The sequence below is a fragment of the Rahnella victoriana genome, from assembly GCF_021276285.1.
Taxonomy (GTDB): domain Bacteria; phylum Pseudomonadota; class Gammaproteobacteria; order Enterobacterales; family Enterobacteriaceae; genus Rahnella; species Rahnella victoriana.
Genome location: NZ_CP089919.1, coordinates 3336085 through 3353077 on the forward strand (window position 1 = coordinate 3336085; position 16993 = coordinate 3353077).

Below are 16993 nucleotides of genomic sequence, written 5' to 3' on the forward strand. Positions count from 1 at the left end.
ATATGCAGGCCATTTTGTGGAGCCTTATGAAAATCCATCTTATTACTGTCACGGCGTTCAGCCAGAATTGCTCACTGATTTGGTGTACCAAAACCAATCAGGCCGCACTTGTCGATCCGGGCGGTGAAGCCGCAAGAATTATTCAGGAAGTGTCTGCCAAAGGCGTTCTGGTCACGCAAATTTTGCTGACCCACGGCCATCTCGATCACGTCGGCGCGGCAGCAGAACTGGCCGCCCATTATCAGGTGCCGGTCATCGGGCCTCAGAAAGAAGATCAGTTCCTGCTTGATGCGCTGCCAACGCAGAGCCAGATGTTTGGTCTTGATCATTGCGACCCGCTGACGCCGGATACCTGGCTGGAAGAGGGCGATACGGTCAGCGTGGGTGAAGAAACACTGTCGGTGCTGCATTGTCCGGGCCATACGCCGGGTCATATTGTTTTCATCAATGATAAAGCGCGTATCGCTGTTTCCGGTGATGTGATTTTTAAAGGCGGCGTGGGGCGCAGTGATTTCCCGCGTGGCGATCATCAGGCGCTGATCCATTCCATTAAAACGAAACTATTGCCACTCGGCGATGACATCGTCTTTATTCCCGGTCATGGCCCGATGTCTGATTTTGGCTATGAGCGCAAAACCAATCCTTTCCTGCAGGATGAAATGCCGGTCTGGTAAAAGGTCATGCCTGAAAAGCAAAAAGCCCGTCAGTTTCCTGACGGGCTTTTTTAATCGAGCAACAACGCTTACCTTTTACAGCACCGCGACAATCGCTTCACACAGCGGGGCCATGTTTTCGAGCGTAATACCCGCGACGTTAATACGACCTGAATTTACCGCATACACACCGAATTCATCACGCAAACGCAGCACCTGATCTTTCGTCAGGCCGCTGAATGAAAACATACCGTTCTGATTAATAATAAAGCTGAAGTCTTGCTGCGCGCCTTTTTCCTGCAATGTGCTGACAAATAACTGGCGCATGCGGTGGATACGCTGTCGCATATCGCTCAGTTCCTGCTCCCACAAGGTGCGCAGGGCATCATTACCCAGAATAGTCGCCACTACCGCTGCGCCGTGTGACGGCGGGTTGGAGTAGTTTGCGCGGATAACCGATTTCATCTGGCTGAACGCACGTTCTGCCGTTTCGGCATCGGCGGTCACCAGCGTACAGGCACCGACGCGCTCATTATATAACCCGAAGTTTTTCGAGTAAGAACTGGCGACCAGTAATTCTTTATGGTTTGCCACGAACAGACGCAGGCCAGCAGCATCTTCTTCAAGACCTTTTGCAAAGCCCTGATAAGCGAAATCAAACAGCGGTAACCAGCCTTTAGCCACTGACAGTTCTGCCAGCTGTGCCCATTGTTCTTCCGTCGGATCAATACCGGTCGGGTTATGGCAGCAACCGTGGAATAACACCACGTCGCCGGCAACGGCTTCGCTCAGACTTTTCAGCATGCCGTCGAAATCCAGACTATGACTGGCGGCGTCATAATAATTGTATTCTGCGACTTCGAGACCGGAAGCAGAGAACACGCCTTTGTGATTTGGCCAGCTCGGATTGCTTACCCATACACGTCTGGCGCTGGTTTGTGTCGCGATGAAATCAGCAGCGATGCGCAGGGCACCGGTACCGCCAGGCGTCTGGGCAGTACGTGCACGTTTATCAGCGATGACCGCGCTGTCTTTACCAAACAGCAGTTCCTGCGTGCAGCGGGCAAAATCAGGCAATCCGTCGATGCTCAGATAGGTTTTAGTGGTTTCATTTTCCAACAGGAATTGTTCGGCTTTCTTCACGCTGGCCAGAACCGGCGTTTTACCCGTTTCATCTTTATAAACACCAATCCCAAGATTGATTTTATTTGAGCGGTCATCAGCGCGGAAAAGATCGGAAAGACCCAGGATCGGGTCGGCAGGTGCTGCAGTGATTTTTTCAAACATGTTGGAAACGTCCATTAGCCTGATATGACGAAAGAGGGCATCAGGTTAACGCCAGCGTCCCCGTTTGCCAACCGTTTGCGGCAAAAAGAAAGCAGAGTTGTGAGAAGGCGTGGGAGATTAAAATATTTTATGAGGGAAGGCAGAAAAACGAAGGCGTCGAGGTTCAAAAATGCAAAAGGCAGAGCCGAAGCTCTGCCTTGATATCCCTTTGATACGCCCGTAAGCGAATCGTTAAGCGATATTAGAACTGGTAAACCAGACCGAGTGCGACGATATCGTCAGTTGCGATGCCGTTAGCTTTGGTGAAGTCATTTTCGTCCAGCAGGTTGATTTTGTAGTCAACATAGGTAGACATGTTTTTGTTGAAGTAGTAAGTCGCACCCACTTCAGCATATTTCACCAGATCCTGGTCGTCGCCGTAAGTGCTGTTCAGGCTCTTACCTTTAGACTGCAGGTACGCTACAGAAGGACGCAGACCGAAGTCGAACTGGTACTGTGCAACCACTTCGAAGTTCTGAGTTTTGTTAGCGAATTGCTGGGAACCATCACGGTTACCGTTGTCTGCGCCGTTACCCGCTTCAGTGTTACCGAACGGAGTCATGTTGTTGGTTTCTGCATACATTGCTGCCAGGTATACGCCGTTAGCGTCGTATTTCGCACCAACAGTCCAGACGTCAGCTTTGTCGCCGTTGCCATCAGCAGTCTGCGCATCAGTACGGTCAGAAGACGCGTATGCTGCACCCAGGTTTACGCCTGCGCCGATGTCATAAGTCGTGGAGATTGCATAGCCGTCGCCGTTTTGTTTAGACACGCCACGGTCGTCGTTCTCGTTTTTACCCTGATATTGCAGAGCAAAGTTCAGGCCATCAACCAGACCGAAGAAGTTGGTGTTACGGTAAGTTGCAACGCCGTTAGTACGACCAACCATGAAGTTATCAGTGTAGGTGTAGGTGTCGCCGCCGTATTCTGGCAGGTTATCGGTCCATGCTTCAACGTCATAGACGGCGCCGTAGTTACGACCGTAGTCGAAAGAACCCGCATCGCCAAATTTCAGACCAGCAAAGCCCAGACGGGTTTTGTTGCCTTCGTCGCCCATGCTTTCTGCGTGGTTAGCCTGAACGTTGTATTCCCACTGGCCGTAACCGGTCAGTTGGTCAGTAATCTGAGTTTCGCCTTTGAAGCCGAAACGAACGTAAGTCTGGTCACCGTCGTTGCCGGTGTCATCAGAGAAGTAATGCAGGCCGTCAACTTTACCGTACAAATCCAGTTTGTTGCCGTCTTTGTTATAAACTTCTGCCGCATTAGCTGCACCAGCAACTAACAGAGCAGGGATTACCACTGCAAGAATATTGCGCTTCATCATTATTATTACCCTCATTGGTTTTATTTGGACACCTGCCACTGCCGTAAATAATTCTTTGCGGAACTATTCATGAGAGTTTGGTGTCTCCTGTGTCTGAACGCACTATTCCATCCGTGGTGAGCTTAATCTACAGCGAAAATGCTACTAAATTACTAAATATGTTTCAGTTAGAAAAAATGTATTTCAAAATGTGTATTTTACGGAACTTTGTGACAGGGATCTATCTTTGAAAATGACTAAGGCCAGCAATGCTGGCCTTAGTTATGTAACGATTCTGTTAATTAAAAATAGTTTAATTAATTAGAAGGTTGCATTACGTGGTGTACGCGGGAACGGGATTACATCACGCACATTTTGAACACCGGTCACATAAGCGACTAAACGTTCAAAGCCCAGTCCGAAACCGGAGTGAGGCACAGTGCCGTAACGACGAAGATCGCGATACCACCAATAATCTTCTTTATTCAGACCCATTTCTTCCATCCGGATGTCCAGAACATCCAGACGTTCTTCACGCTGCGAGCCACCGATAATTTCGCCAATCCCCGGCGCCAGAACATCCATGGCCGCCACAGTTTTGCCGTCATCGTTAAGACGCATGTAGAAGGACTTGATATCTTTCGGGTAATTTTTCACCACGACCGGCGCTTTGAAATGCTGCTCTGCCAGATAGCGTTCGTGTTCAGAAGAAAGATCCACACCCCAGGAAACCGGGTTCTCAAATTTCTGGCCACAATTCATTAAGATTTCTACTGCTTCGGTGTAATCCACCTGCGCGAAATCAGAGGTTACAAAACGTTCAAGGCGGGCAACCGCATCTTTGTCTACGCGTTCAGCAAAGAAAGCCATGTCGTCTGCACGTTCGTTCAGCACTGCCTGGAAAACATATTTCAGCATGTTTTCTGCCAGTGATGCGATATCGTCCAGTGTGGCAAAGGCCACTTCCGGTTCAACCATCCAGAACTCAGCCAGATGGCGGCTGGTGTTGGAGTTTTCTGCACGGAACGTCGGGCCGAAGGTGTAAACCTTAGACAGGGCGCAGGCATAAGCCTCGCCGTTCAGCTGGCCGGATACGGTCAGGAAGGACTCTTTACCGAAGAAGTCTTCGCTGAAGTCGATCTCGCCTTTGTCCGTACGTGGCAGGTTCTGCAGATCCAGTGTGGAAACACGGAACATCTCACCCGCGCCTTCGGTATCGGAAGCAGTGATCAGGGGAGTCGATACCCAGAAGTAGCCGTTTTCGTTGTAAAAACGGTGGATCGCCTGAGACAGGGTGTTGCGCACACGGGCAACGGCACCGATCAGGTTGGTACGCGGGCGCAGGTGAGCTACTTCGCGCAGGTATTCGATGCTATGGCGTTTTGCCGCCATCGGGTAGGTATCAGGATCATCCACCCAGCCCACCACGTTAACGACGGTGGCCTGAAGTTCAAAACTCTGACCTTCGCCTGGCGACGCGACAACTTTCCCGGTGATTTCCACAGAACAGCCGGTCGTCAGACGCAGAACGTCCTCATTATAATTGGGCAGAGAATTATTGACGACGGCCTGTAATGGATTAAAGCAGGAGCCGTCATAAACGGCGACGAATGAGATACCAGCTTTAGAATCTCTCCGGGTACGTACCCAACCGCGTACGGTGACTTCACTGTCAACCGCAGCACGGCCTTGCAGTACGTCGACTACAGGCACAACGCTCATAGATTTCTCTCTTTCTTTATATATGTTGACTAAGAAATATTGGACACCCTGTAAATAGGGATTTTGCTATGTTACTTAGCCTTTCTCAGGACACAAGCAGAAATCGTCGTCAGCGGAGAAGAATTGTGGCGTAAATGGCGGGAGCACGGGGAAATATTGAGAGAGTGAATAAAAGCCGAGCAGAATTAGATCATAACTATATAAAGGAAAGAAAAAGCACACAGCGCGCCCGATTTCTCCGGCGCGCCGTGATGGCTCAGGAGGCTTTTTTGACCAGCGGCAGATCGAAGGCTTTGCGCAGCGCTTTGACAAAGGCTTTATCCTGACAAATCGTTTTGCCCGGACTGTCCGAAAGTTTCGCGACAGGTTTGCCATTACACTGCACCAGCTTGATCACAATATTCAGCGGTTTCACATCCGGAATATTACAGGTCAGGCGCGTACCGATACCAAATACCAGGTTCACCCGCTGATGGAAATGGCGATACAGATGCAGCGCTTTATCCAGATCCAGATTATCGGAGAACACCAGCGTTTTGGTCATCGGATCGATATCCAGCGCCTGATAATGAGCGATGGCTTTTTCACCCCATTCCACCGGATCCCCGGAGTCGTGGCGCAGTCCCTGATAGGCATTGGCGAATTTACTGCCGAAATCACGCAGGAACGCATCCATCGTAATGCAATCGGTGAGGGCTATTCCGAGCTGATCGGGATATTCATCCAGCCACGCTTGTAAGGCGGCGCGCTGACTGTTGGCCAGCACCGGGCTGATTTGCTGATGCGCCTGGAACCATTCATGAGCCTGAGTGCCGACCGGCGTCAGTTGCAGTTTATGTGCTAAGTCATAATTGCTGGTACCGACCAGATAAGGGAACTCATTCTTCAGCGTGCTGACGATGGCTTCCTGAACCGCACCGGAGAAACGACGGCGGGTGCCGAAATCCATCAGACGGAACGCAGAGAGATCAATATCTGAAGCCTGTTCCTTAAAGCGGGCGAGATTCCTGCGCAGCTGGTCAACCGCCATTTGCACGGTAGCCTGCGGCGAACGCTGGCGATGAACCACTTCACTGATAACTGCCAGCAACGGTACTTCCCACATAATCACTTCGCGCCACGGGCCTTCAATACGCACGTGTAAATGCCCGTTGCGATCAGAAACGGTGACATGCTCAGGGTTGTAGCGGAAAGTTTTCAGCCAGTTCAGGTAATCCTGCGTGAAGAATGGCAGGCCGGAAAGGTAGATGAACTCATCGTCCGTGAGCGCCAGGTGACTCATCATCTGGATTTGCTGACGGATTTCACTGACATATTCGCCCAGCAGTTCATCGCCACGGCAACGGAACTCGGCCACGACGCTGATGTTGCGATAGCGATGGTAGACCGCTTGCTGCATGTGAAGCTTGTAGGCATCGGTATCTAACAGCGAAGTCAAAATCGGGGAGGCGTATGGAGTCATAGCGCGTTTACAGCATCCTCGTCAGAAACTGAGTGTTTGAACACAAACAACCGTTCCGTAAAAAAAACGTTCTGGATAAAACAGCAAAGTCTGTGAAGTATACCGTATTATCCCGCTAAAGAACCCTCATCACATCATAATTGTCTGTGAATGGTCGAGGCTTAAATGTGCTTAAACGCAGGTAATTCAGGCAAACAGGCGAGTTTTCGGATTAAATAAAGCACAAATTGATTACATACATTTAATCAATCTGACAATTTGAAAGAAAAAAACGGGGCGATTAAACCCCGTTTTTTCCATGTTCAATTCGCTACGTTTGTTCACGATAGTAAACGATCAGATATTTTCCAGATTGATGCCCCGGGTTTTCGGTCCGAAAATACCGATCACCAGCATCACGATCAGCATGCTGACCACAATGAAGGCGATAACGCCCTGTGTCCCGGCGGCCTGCAAAATCAGGCCAATCAGGATGCTGCTGAACACCGTGGATAACCGGCTGAAGGAATAGCAAAAGCCCACGGCACGCGCACGAATATGCGTCGGAAACACTTCTGTCTGGTAAGCGTGATAACTGAACGTCAGCCAGGCATTGGAATACGTGATCAGGAAACCGCAAATCACCAGCATCACAGGGTTATTCTGCAAGGCGAACAGCGTGCCGAAAACCACGGTCATCAGCGATGAAAGCACGATTTGCCATTTATTCTCGATCTTATCGGCGTAGCGGCTGCAAATCAGCGATCCGAGCGGATAGGCGAGGGTAATAAAGAAGGCATACAGCAAACTGTGCGTCACCGTTGTGCCTTTGCCGGAAAGCAGGGCCGGTAGCCAGTTACCAAATCCAAAGAAACCAATGGCCTGGAAAAAGTTCATCACAGTCAGCATCAGGGTGCGCTGGCGATATTCAGGTGACCAGATCTCCCTGAATGTGCCTTTGCGCGGTAAATTCCCCGTATTTTCTTCTGCAACATAGGCCGGGCTGCGGGTCACGCCGCAGCGTTTTTCCATCGCCGTAACCACATGATGCGCGTCTTCATGCCGCCCTTGCTGTGCCAGCCAGCGGGCCGATTCAGGTAAATTTTTGCGTACAAACCAGATAATCAGCGAACACAGCGCCCCGGCAATCACCACATAACGCCACCCGGTCAGACCGAAGAAGGTTTGTGGCACCAGCCACCATGACATCAGCGCAACCGCAGGCACGGAAAGGAACTGTATAAAGAAGGCGAAGGCAAACGCACGACTGCGCAGATGGCTCGGTACCCATTCGGTCAGGTAGGTATCAATTGTCACCAGCTCCAGTCCGAGGCCAATCCCGACCAGAAAACGGCACAAAATGATGCCTTCCGCGCTGTTCTGAAATGCCATCAGCAGAGAAAAACAGCCATACCACGCAAGGGCAAACATAAATGTCATGCGCCTTCCGAAGCGGTCTGCGTTGGGCGCCAGCAGGCTGGCCCCGAAAAAAAGACCCAAAAATGTGGAAGAAGCGAACGCCGCCTGATCGGATATACCGAAGACACCCGCGCTGCCGACATGAAATATGTTTTCTGCGATTAAACCTGAACTTATGTATCCCGTCTGGAAAAGATCATAAAGTTCGAAAAAGCCGCCGAGCGAGAGCAAAATGATGAATCGCCAGAGTCCGGCAGAGGGCGGGAGTGCATCAATACGGGCGGATAATGTATTGTTATATATTGTTTTTTGTTCTGATATCCCCGGTTCCGGGGCGCAGGTGTGACTCATTTTAGGGGTAGCCTCAGTGATTCGTCGTATTCATGATCATGCTAATGACTCCTGATCGGATTTAAATATTGAATTTATGTAACGAAGAAGAAAATAGAGCATAAAAAACTGCGCAAACCGGCCTGATGAAAAGTACAGTTTTATTGCTCAAATATGTGATGGGGATCTGATTGCGCGCTGAACGGGCAAAAACACCGCTTTGCAGAAATTTCTGTGTTTTGGTTGAAAGGTGCGCATACGCACTCACAAACCGGCAACAATCTGGGATTTCCTGATGCCTGTGTTAGAGTTTAGAGATACGTCATTACGATTAACAAAAACGTCAAAAGGTTTTTTATGACTCAATTGCCACAAGCCAAGTTCCGCCATGATTATCGTGCGCCGGACTACACCATCACGGATATTGACCTTAATTTCGAGCTTGATGCACAGAAGACCCTTGTGACTGCCATCAGCCAGATCAAGCGACAGGGTGCAGAAGGCGCACCGCTGGTCCTCAACGGTGAAGATCTGACGCTTATCAGCGTCAAAATTAACGGTCAGGACTGGCCGCAATATCAGATCAAAGAAGGTGCGCTGGAAATTACCGGTCTGCCGGAAGCCTTTGAGCTGGCGATTGTGAACGAAATCCATCCGGCCAAAAATACCGCGCTGGAAGGCCTGTATCTTTCCGGTGAAGCCTTATGTACGCAGTGTGAAGCCGAAGGTTTCCGACACATTACTTATTATCTCGATCGTCCGGATGTGCTCGCACGTTTCACTACCCGCATCGTGGCCGATAAAGCCCGCTATCCGTACCTGCTCTCCAACGGTAACCGCATTGATCAGGGTGAGCTGGAAGGCGGCAAACACTGGATCAAATGGCAGGATCCGTTCCCGAAACCTTGCTACCTGTTTGCCCTGGTCGCCGGTGATTTCGACGTACTGCGCGATTCCTTTAAAACCCGCTCCGGCCGCGATGTGGCGCTGGAACTGTTCGTCGATCGCGGCAATCTGGACCGCGCCGGCTGGGCGATGGAATCCCTGAAGCAATCCATGAAGTGGGACGAAACCCGTTTCAACCTGGAATACGATCTCGACATCTTCATGATCGTCGCCGTTGATTTCTTCAACATGGGTGCGATGGAAAATAAAGGCCTCAACGTCTTTAACTCCAAATACGTGCTGGCGAAAGCCGAAACCGCCACCGACAAAGATTACCTCGGTATTGAAGCGGTGATCGGCCACGAATATTTCCATAACTGGACCGGTAACCGTGTGACCTGCCGCGACTGGTTCCAGCTGAGCCTGAAAGAAGGGCTGACCGTTTTCCGTGACCAGGAATTCAGCTCTGATCTGGGATCGCGTTCGGTGAACCGTATCGATAACGTCCGTGTGATGCGTGGCGCGCAGTTCTCTGAAGATGCCAGCCCGATGGCGCACCCGATCCGTCCGGAAAAAGTCATTGAGATGAACAACTTCTACACCCTGACGGTGTATGAAAAGGGTTCAGAAGTTATCCGTATGCTGCATACATTGCTGGGCGAAGAGAAATTCCAGGCCGGGATGCAGCTGTACTTTGAGCGTCATGACGGCAGCGCCGCCACCTGTGACGATTTCGTGCAGGCGATGGAAGATGCGTCCAACGTGGATCTGTCTCTGTTCCGCCGCTGGTACAGCCAGTCCGGTACGCCAATACTGACCGTGCGTGATGACTATGATGTGGAAAAACAGCAATACACCCTGACGGTCAGCCAGAAAACACCGGCAACGCCAGATCAGAGTGAGAAACTGCCTCTGCACATCCCGCTGGATATCGAACTCTATGATCCGCAGGGCGAAGTGATTGCGCTGAAACAAAACGGCCAGACGGTCAGCAATGTCCTGAACGTGACCGAAGCGGAACAGACGTTCGTCTTTGATGATGTCGAATACCCGCCGGTGCCTTCTTTATTACGTGAATTCTCCGCGCCAGTGAAACTCGATTACAAGTGGGGCGATCATCAGCTGACCTTCCTGATGAAATACGCCCGTAACGATTTCGCCCGCTGGGATGCGGCGCAAAGTCTGCTGGCGATTTACATCAAGCTGAACGTGGCACGTCATCAGCAGAAACAACCGCTTTCCCTGCCGCTGCATGTGGCGGATGCGTTCCGTGCGGTATTGCTGGATGAGAATATCGATCCGGCACTGGCGGCGCAGATCCTGACCCTGCCGTCTGATAATGAAATTGCTGAACTGTTCGAGATTATCGATCCGGAAGCAATCAGTGCAGTGCATGACGCGATTACCCGTTGTCTGGCGACTGAAATGGCCGATGAGTTCCTGGCGGTGTATAACGCCAACCGTCTGCCAGCGTATCGCGTGGTGCACGAAGATATCGGTAAACGTTCACTGCGTAACACCTGCCTGCATTATCTGGCCTTTGCCGATGTCACGCTGGCTGACCAGTTGGTGAAAGCGCAGTTCGAACAGGCTGATAACATGACCGATTCTCTGGCGGCGATGTCCGCTGCGGTCTCGGCACAACTGCCTTGCCGTGAATCGCTGATGGCGGCGTACGATGAACGCTGGCATCACGACGGTCTGGTCATGGATAAATGGTTTATCCAGCAGGCGACCAGCCCGGCAGCCGATGTGCTTGAGAAAGTCCGTTCACTGCTCAATCACCGTTCATTCAGCATGGGCAACCCGAACCGCGTCCGTTCGCTGATCGGTGCCTTTGCGTCGGCGAATCCTTCCGCTTTCCACGCGGCAGATGGCAGCGGTTATCAGTTCCTGACGGAAATGCTGACTGATCTCAACACCCGTAACCCGCAGGTGGCTGCGCGTATGATCGAGCCGCTGATCCGCCTGAAACGCTATGACCAGAACCGCCAGGCGCTGATGCGTCAGGCGCTGGAACAGCTGAAAGGGCTGGAAAATCTGTCCGGTGATTTGTTCGAGAAAATCAGCAAAGCGTTAGATGCGTAAGCGTAAATAGCAGAAAAGCAAAAGGGCGATGGAGATATCGCCCTTTTTTTGTCCGGTAACTTCTGATCAGTGCTGTGCGCGTTTCGCTTCCTGCACGCCGGTCTGTGACGCTTGCGGCGTCAGCACCCGTTCCAGTACTTCCGCTTCCAGTTCCGCCAGTCTTGCCGAACCTTTGCGACGCGGGCGCGGCAAATCCACCGTTAAATCCATGCCAATCTGACCCTGATCGATAAGGATCACCCGGTCAGCCACCGTCACCGCCTCACTGACGTCGTGCGTCACCAGCAATACGGTGAAATCATGTTGCTGCCACAAACGCTCGATCAGGCTCTGCATTTCAATACGCGTCAGGGCATCCAGTGCGCCCAGAGGTTCGTCCAGCAGCAGCAGGCGGGGGCGGTGGATCAGCGCACGCGCCAGCGCCACCCGTTGTTTCTGTCCGCCGGATAAGGCTGACGGCCAGTCGTCGGCACGATCCGCCAGCCCGACTTCTTCCAGCGCGGCCAGCGCGGCTTCACGCCATTTGCCTTTTAAGCCTAAGCCGACGTTATCAATCACTTTTTTCCATGGCAGCAGACGGTCATCCTGAAACATCAGCCGCGTATCTTCACGCACCTGACTCAGAGGTGCGCTGGCGCTGAGCAGTTCGCCCTGTGTGGTTTTTTCCAGACCGGCCAGCAAACGCAGCAGGGTACTTTTGCCACAGCCGCTGCGTCCGACCACCGCCACAAACTGACCGGGTGGAATGCGCAGATTGATATCGTTCAGCACGGCGCGGTTGCCGTATTTTTTGGTGATACCGGATAAGGTCACCGGCGTGCCTTGCGGGATACGTGCGGGTGCGCTCATGCGGCGTCTCCTTGTTTTTTCTGATAAGCAGGGTGCCAGCGCAGCCAGACACTTTCCAGCAGGCGGGCAAGGACATCGGCGAGTTTGCCCAGAATGGCGTACAGCACGATAGCGACCACCACCACGTCAGTCTGTAAAAACTCGCGGGCGTTCATTGCCAGATAACCGATGCCGGAGTTGGCAGAAATGGTTTCGGCCACGATCAGCGTCAGCCACATAAATCCAAGCGCAAAGCGCACGCCGACCATAATCGACGGCAATGCGCCGGGCAGCACCACCTGAATAAACAGCGGGAAGCCGGACAAACCATAACTGCGTGACATCTCCAGCAGGCCACGGTCGATATTGCGGATCCCGTGATAGGTATTGAGATAAATCGGGAACAGCGTCCCCAGCGCCACAAGGAAAATCTTGGCGGATTCGTCAATACCGAACCACAGGATCACCAGCGGGATCAGCGCCAGATGTGGAATATTGCGCAGCATTTGCAGGGAGCTGTCGAGCAACCGTTCGCCCCAGCGTGACAGCCCGGTAATAAAGCCGAGCAGTAAACCGAGGCTGCCGCCAATCGCGAAACCAATCAGTGCGCGGAAGGTGCTGATTTTCAGGTTTTGCCAGAGGTCGCCGCTTTTCGCCAGTGTCCAGAACGCTTCGACTACCGCGCTTGGCGCAGGCAGAATGCGGTTGGATAACCAGCCTGCTTCGACGGCCAGTTGCCAGCCGCCGATTAACACCACCGGCACCACCCACGGCGCAGCACGATTCAGCCAGCGTTGTGTCGTTGTCATTTCTGCTCTCCTCAGTGCTGACTGGCGGCGCGTTTAGTCGCAAAATCATGCGCGACCAGTTCACCGCGTGGCAAAATCGCTTTTTTCACCGTGTTGTCGTCTTCCGGTTTTGCCAGATCCAGATGCGGGAACAACAGTTCGCTGACGCGGTACGCTTCTTCCAGATGCGGATAGCCGGAGAAAATAAAGGTGTCGATGCCCAGATCGGCATATTCCTGCATACGCGCAGCCACGGTCGGACCATCGCCCACCAGCGCCGTGCCGGCACCGGTACGCACCAGACCGATCCCCGCCCAGAGGTTCGGGCTGATTTCCAGTTTGTTACGGTCTCCGCCGTGCAACGCTGCCATGCGGTGCTGGCCGACGGAATCGGTTTTGGCAAACGCCGCCTGCGCCCGCTGGATAGTTTCTTCATCCACGTTGGCGATCAGCTTGTCGGCGGCGCGCCAGGCTTCTTCATTGGTTTCACGCACAATCACGTGCAGACGGATGCCGAAACGCACGGTGCGGCCTTTCGCCGCCGCTTTGGCCCGGACCTGTTCAATTTTCTCTTTCACCAGCGCCGGTGGCTCGCCCCAGGTCAGATAGAGTTCAACCTGCTCAGCGGCCAGATCCTGCGCTTCGTCGGAGGATCCGCCAAAATACAGCGGCGGGCGCGGGTACTGTACCGGCGGGTGCATCAGGCTCGCCCCTTTCACCTGAATGTGTTTGCCAGCGTAATCCACCGTTTCGCCTTCCAGCACGCGACGCCAGATGCGGGTAAATTCTGCCGAGGCTTCGTAACGTTCTTTATGATTGAGGTGCAAACCCTCTGCGGCCAGTTCTGCCGGATCGCCGCCGGTCACCAGATTGAACAGGGCGCGGCCACCGGACAACCGGTCAAGCGTCGCCGCCTGACGTGCGGCCAGGGTCGGAGAAATTATTCCCGGGCGCAATGCCACCAGAAACTTCAGCCGCCGGGTGACGGAAATCAGCGACGCCGCCACCAGCCATGAGTCTTCGCACGAACGGCCGGTCGGCAACAGCACGCCGCCGAAACCTAAACGGTCCGCTGCCTGCGCAATCTGCTGAAGATAGCCGTGGTCAACCACGCGTGCGCCTTCGTCAGTGCCTAAATAGCGGCCATCGCCGTGGGTAGGTAAAAACCAGAAAACGTTCAGACTCATTGTTTTGTTCCTCTCAAAGTGTGCGATTCGTTACCGCTCGGCGGCGGCTAAGTGGGTGTTCAGTTCGCTTGTACGGTGGGTTTCCAGATGCGGTCTTTGATTTCAACCGGCTTCGGTAAAATATGGTTCTGATAGAACAGGTCGGCGGTTTGCTGCTGGCGCTTTTCCGTTTCGCTGCTGACCGGCGTGATCGGCATGTCCGGCAGATGGTCCAGATAAGACGCCACGACTTTGTCAGGCAGCCCCATCGACTGGGAAAGCAGTCTGATGCTTTGCTCACGGTCGGTTTTGGTCAGCGCATTCGCCTGCGTCAAGACTTCCAGAACCTGACTGATAAACTGAGGATTTGCTTCGGTATATTTCTTCGGCGCAAGGTAGAAAGAGCCGGTCTGATGCAGCGTTGAACCGTCCGTTAATACCCGGACGTCCCCCTGAACCTGTGCGGCAGAATAGTACGGATCCCAGATGGCCCAGGCGTCCACGTCATGCTGCTGGAAGGCGGCGCGTGCATCGGCAGGCGTCAGATACACCGGCTGAATGTCGCTGAATTTCAGGCCCGCCTGTTGCAGGGCACGGAGCAATAAGTTGTGCGAGCTGGAGCCTTTCTGGAAAGCGACTTTATGGCCCTTAAGATCTGCTACCGTTTTGATCGGGCTGTTGCTGTCGACCAGAATCACTTCTGCTTTTGGTTTCGGCGGCTCGGAGCCGATGTACAGCAAATCAGCGCCCGCGGCCTGCGCGAACAATGGCGGTAAATCGCCGGTGCCGCCCAGATCAATGCTGCCGACGTTCAGCGCTTCAAGAATTTGGGGGCCGGCCGGGAATTCGACCCAGCTGATTTTGGTGTCCGGGAAGCGTTTTTCCAGCAACTGGTGTGATTTCGCCAGTACCAGTCCGACAGATCCTTTCTGATACGCGATGCGTAACTGCGCAGGATCCTTTTCCTGTGCGGTGGCCGTGCCACTGAGGATCATGCTGGTCAGCAGGCCAGCCACAACCGGGATCCGGCGGAGTAAAGAGAAAGAAGCAGGCATCATTAATTCCTTTTAACGTCAGACGCGCAGGGCTTGCGCAGAAAGGGAAGCGACAGACGGCAGTGCCGGGCGACGGCGGCTCAGTGCCAGATAAAAGTTTTCCAGAGATTCAGTCAGGCGCTCTTCCAGGGCGGGGGCGAGTTTTGCCGGGAACGTCTGGTAATCGGTGATCAGACTGTCATCGGCGAAAACGCCCTGTAACACTTCCTGCGCTTTCAGCGAGGCCAGGACCGGTTTGAGGGCGTAATCCACCGCCAGCATATGGCCGATCGATCCGGCGGTGGCCAGCGGCAACACCACCTTATGATCCAGTGCGCGTTCCGGCAGTAAATCGAGCAGGGTTTTCAGTGCGCCGGAAAAAGAGGCTTTATATACCGGTGTGGCGACAATCAGCCCGTCCGCACTCGCCAGCTCGGCATTCAGCTGCTTTAACTGCGGGCTGCCAAAATTGGCGAACAGCAGGTCATCAGCAGAAAAATCCTGAATATTGTAGGTAAAAACTTCCACGCCCCGGCTCGCCAGCCACTGATGACTCAGCGCCAGCAGGGAAGAGGATCGGGAAGGTTGTCGCGGGCTGCCTGCCAGTGTCACTACACGCATTTGCTTATTCCTTATAACAATCTGTTATAGAACTATCATTTTTCTTAACGAAGTGAAGTAAACCTAGCAGGCAGAAGCCGCGCAGCGGAAATCTCAATTTTGGCTATGGAAAGTTTCAAAACAGATAAAGCGCGTGTTTAGCGGGCCAGACGGCCATGACGGGAAGGGGGAGAAAAGTGAATTAAAGGTAACCAAAAAGTAATCGTTTGCGCAGCGACGCATTTATTCAGCCAATATGCCGGTTATCGTTTCCAATTATCCCACGCTTAGTCGATAATACCGCCCCGTCTAGCCACCGGGAATCCAGGAGTCTCCATGTTGTATCCTCTAATCAGGAAAGCACTGTTTCAGCTCGATCCAGAGCGCGCCCATGAGTTAACCTTCCGTCAGTTAAGCCGCATTTCCGGCACCCCCTTTGAATTTCTGATCCGTCAGTCCGTACCGACCAAACCGGTGACCTGCATGGGATTGTCCTTTAAGAATCCTTTGGGACTGGCCGCAGGTCTGGATAAAGACGGCGAATGTATTGATGCTCTCGGGGCAATGGGCTTTGGATTTATCGAAGTCGGTACGGTCACACCGCGTGCGCAGGCAGGGAATGATAAGCCGCGTTTATTCCGTATCGTTGAGGCAGAAGGCCTGATTAACCGCATGGGGTTCAATAACCATGGCGTGGATAATCTGGTGAATAATGTCAAAAAATCCCATTTTGGCGGCATTCTGGGGATTAATATCGGCAAGAATAAAGACACGCCGGTCGAGCAGGGCAAAGATGATTATCTGACCTGTATGGAAAAGGTATATCCGTACGCAGGTTATATTGCGGTGAATATTTCATCACCGAACACGCCGGGATTACGCTCATTACAATACGGCGAGGCGCTGGATGATCTTCTGGCTGCCATTAAGAATAAGCAGCTTGAGCTTCAGCAACGTCATCAGAAATATGTGCCGGTCGCCGTGAAGATCGCGCCGGATCTTTCTGAAGAGGAATTGATCCAAATAGCCGACAGCTTAGTGCGTCATAATATGGATGGCGTGATTGCGACCAATACCACGCTCGATCGTAAACTGATCCAGGGGCTGAATTATTGCGAACAAATTGGTGGCCTGAGCGGTCGTCCGGTGCAGCTGCGCAGCACAGAAATTATCCGCATGCTGTCGAATGAATTACAGGGTCGTCTGCCTGTTATTGGTGTCGGCGGGATTGATTCATTAACCGCAGCCCGTGAAAAAATGGCCGCAGGCGCGTCCTTAATTCAAATCTATTCCGGCTTTATCTTCAAGGGACCGGGTCTGATCAAAGATATTGTTACCCATATCTAATATTTTTTATCCTGAAGACGAGTCAGGGGTTTATTTATTAACCCGGCTCGTCTATATTTTGTC

At 52.7% G+C, this 16993-nt stretch carries 13 protein-coding genes; 3 read left to right on the plus strand and 10 right to left on the minus strand.

What is annotated here, in order from left to right; all coding sequences use genetic code 11:
* Window positions 1–26: 26 nt before the first annotated feature.
* Window positions 27–674 carry an MBL fold metallo-hydrolase gene (locus tag J9880_RS15360; protein WP_095922597.1) on the plus strand — a complete coding sequence of 216 codons (648 nt, stop codon included), beginning with the start codon at window positions 27–29 and terminating at the stop codon, window positions 672–674.
* A gap of 75 nt (window positions 675–749) precedes the next feature.
* Here the strand turns inward: J9880_RS15360 and J9880_RS15365 are convergent, their stop codons facing one another.
* From J9880_RS15365 to J9880_RS15385, 5 genes are all read right to left on the minus strand, one after another.
* Window positions 750–1940, minus strand: coding sequence for an amino acid aminotransferase (locus tag J9880_RS15365; RefSeq protein WP_131693718.1), 1191 nt, complete (start codon window positions 1938–1940; stop codon window positions 750–752).
* A 241-nt stretch (window positions 1941–2181) separates the two neighbouring features.
* A complete protein-coding gene (gene ompC / locus J9880_RS15370) occupies window positions 2182–3303 on the minus strand; it encodes a porin OmpC (RefSeq protein ID WP_269812091.1) in 1122 nt (373 codons plus the stop codon).
* 300 nt (window positions 3304–3603) lie between these two features.
* A complete protein-coding gene (asnS, locus tag J9880_RS15375; RefSeq protein ID WP_095922595.1) occupies window positions 3604–5004 on the minus strand; it encodes an asparagine--tRNA ligase in 1401 nt (466 codons plus the stop codon).
* 256 nt (window positions 5005–5260) lie between these two features.
* Window positions 5261–6466 (minus strand): nicotinate phosphoribosyltransferase, encoded by a 1206-nt coding sequence (gene pncB / locus J9880_RS15380; RefSeq protein ID WP_095922594.1) that lies wholly within the window; start codon window positions 6464–6466, stop codon window positions 5261–5263.
* A 336-nt stretch (window positions 6467–6802) separates the two neighbouring features.
* Window positions 6803–8215, minus strand: coding sequence for an MFS transporter (locus J9880_RS15385; RefSeq protein ID WP_195817336.1), 1413 nt, complete (start codon window positions 8213–8215; stop codon window positions 6803–6805).
* A 336-nt stretch (window positions 8216–8551) separates the two neighbouring features.
* Between J9880_RS15385 and pepN the strand changes: the two genes are divergently transcribed.
* Window positions 8552–11167, plus strand: a complete 2616-nt coding sequence (gene pepN / locus J9880_RS15390; protein ID WP_095922592.1) for an aminopeptidase N — start codon at window positions 8552–8554, stop codon at window positions 11165–11167.
* A 66-nt stretch (window positions 11168–11233) separates the two neighbouring features.
* Here the strand turns inward: pepN and ssuB are convergent, their stop codons facing one another.
* Genes ssuB through ssuE form a run of 5 tightly spaced genes read right to left on the minus strand, consistent with a single transcriptional unit; the run spans window position 11234 to window position 15604 of the window.
* On the minus strand, window positions 11234–12016 hold the full coding sequence (gene ssuB / locus J9880_RS15395) for an aliphatic sulfonates ABC transporter ATP-binding protein (protein ID WP_095922591.1): 783 nt from the start codon (window positions 12014–12016) through the stop codon (window positions 11234–11236).
* A complete protein-coding gene (gene ssuC, locus J9880_RS15400; protein WP_095922590.1) occupies window positions 12013–12804 on the minus strand; it encodes an aliphatic sulfonate ABC transporter permease SsuC in 792 nt (263 codons plus the stop codon). Before ssuC ends, ssuB begins: the two co-directional genes overlap by 4 nt.
* A gap of 11 nt (window positions 12805–12815) precedes the next feature.
* Window positions 12816–13970 (minus strand): FMNH2-dependent alkanesulfonate monooxygenase, encoded by a 1155-nt coding sequence (ssuD, locus tag J9880_RS15405; RefSeq protein WP_095922589.1) that lies wholly within the window; start codon window positions 13968–13970, stop codon window positions 12816–12818.
* Between the two features lie 59 nt (window positions 13971–14029).
* The gene (locus J9880_RS15410; protein ID WP_232770478.1) at window positions 14030–15004 is read right to left on the minus strand and encodes a sulfonate ABC transporter substrate-binding protein; all 975 of its coding nucleotides are present in this window, start codon (window positions 15002–15004) and stop codon (window positions 14030–14032) included.
* A gap of 18 nt (window positions 15005–15022) precedes the next feature.
* Window positions 15023–15604: an NADPH-dependent FMN reductase gene (gene ssuE, locus J9880_RS15415; RefSeq protein WP_095922587.1), complete on the minus strand. Its 582-nt coding sequence runs from the start codon at window positions 15602–15604 to the stop codon at window positions 15023–15025.
* A gap of 315 nt (window positions 15605–15919) precedes the next feature.
* Here ssuE and pyrD point away from each other — a divergent pair, with 315 nt between their 5' ends.
* Window positions 15920–16930, plus strand: a complete 1011-nt coding sequence (pyrD, locus tag J9880_RS15420) for a quinone-dependent dihydroorotate dehydrogenase (RefSeq protein ID WP_095922586.1) — start codon at window positions 15920–15922, stop codon at window positions 16928–16930.
* Window positions 16931–16993 lie beyond the last annotated feature (63 nt).